The organism is Exiguobacterium sp. E17S (assembly GCF_057772545.1).
Genome location: NZ_JBYLRU010000016.1, coordinates 1 through 1,272, shown reverse-complemented (window position 1 = coordinate 1,272; position 1,272 = coordinate 1). Strand labels below are relative to the sequence as shown.

The window sequence follows — 1,272 nt, the reverse complement described above, 5'->3', positions numbered from 1 at the left end:
GCGGAGTCCCGTAGGGACGTAGGTCACGATTTCACACTGCCAAGAAAAGCCTCTAGTGAGGGGGAAGGCGCCAGTACCGTAAACCGACACAGGTAGGCGAGATGAGAATTCTAAGACGCGCGGGATAACTCTCGTTAAGGAACTCGGCAAAATGGTCCCGTAACTTCGGGAGAAGGGACGCTCTACATGAGTAGAGCCGCAGTGAATAGGCCCAAACGACTGTTTAGCAAAAACACAGGTCTCTGCTAAATCGCAAGATGACGTATAGGGGCTGACGCCTGCCCGGTGCTGGAAGGTTAAGGGGATGGGTTAGCGCAAGCGAAGCTTTGAACCGAAGCCCCAGTAAACGGCGGCCGTAACTATAACGGTCCTAAGGTAGCGAAATTCCTTGTCGGGTAAGTTCCGACCCGCACGAAAGGCGTAACGATTTGGGCACTGTCTCAACGAGAGACCCGGTGAAATCATAGTACCTGTGAAGATGCAGGTTACCCGCGACAGGACGGAAAGACCCCATGGAGCTTTACTACAGCCTGATATTGAGGCTTTGTGCATGATGTACAGGATAGGCGGGAGACGTCGAGCCCGGAGCGCCAGCTTCGGAGGAGTCACCCTTGGGATACCGCCCTTCATGCATAGAGTCTCTAACTCGCAGCCGTGATCCGGCTGGAGGACCGTGTCAGGCGGGTAGTTTGACTGGGGCGGTCGCCTCCTAAACAGTAACGGAGGCGCCCAAAGGTTCCCTCAGAATGGTTGGAAATCATTCGTAGAGCGCAAAGGCAGAAGGGAGCTTGACTGCGAGACCTACAAGTCGAGCAGGGACGAAAGTCGGGCTTAGTGATCCGGTGGTTCCGCATGGAAGGGCCATCGCTCAACGGATAAAAGCTACCCTGGGGATAACAGGCTGATCTCCCCCAAGAGTCCACATCGACGGGGAGGTTTGGCACCTCGATGTCGGCTCATCGCATCCTGGGGCTGGAGTAGGTCCCAAGGGTTGGGCTGTTCGCCCATTAAAGCGGTACGCGAGCTGGGTTCAGAACGTCGTGAGACAGTTCGGTCCCTATCCGTCGTGGGCGCAGGAAATTTGAGGAGAGCTGTCCTTAGTACGAGAGGACCGGGATGGACGCACCGCTGGTGTACCAGTTGTTCCGCCAGGAGCATCGCTGGGTAGCTACGTGCGGACGGGATAAATGCTGAAAGCATCTAAGCATGAAGCCCCCTCCAAGATGAGATTTCCCTTTGAGTAATCAAGAAAGACCCCTCAGAGACGATGAG

Annotated in this window: 1 rRNA gene; it reads left to right on the top strand. The window is 55.5% G+C overall.

From position 1 onward, the window contains the following. A 23S ribosomal RNA gene (locus AC3B4V_RS16195) occupies positions 1-1,272 on the top strand; the annotation flags it as partial.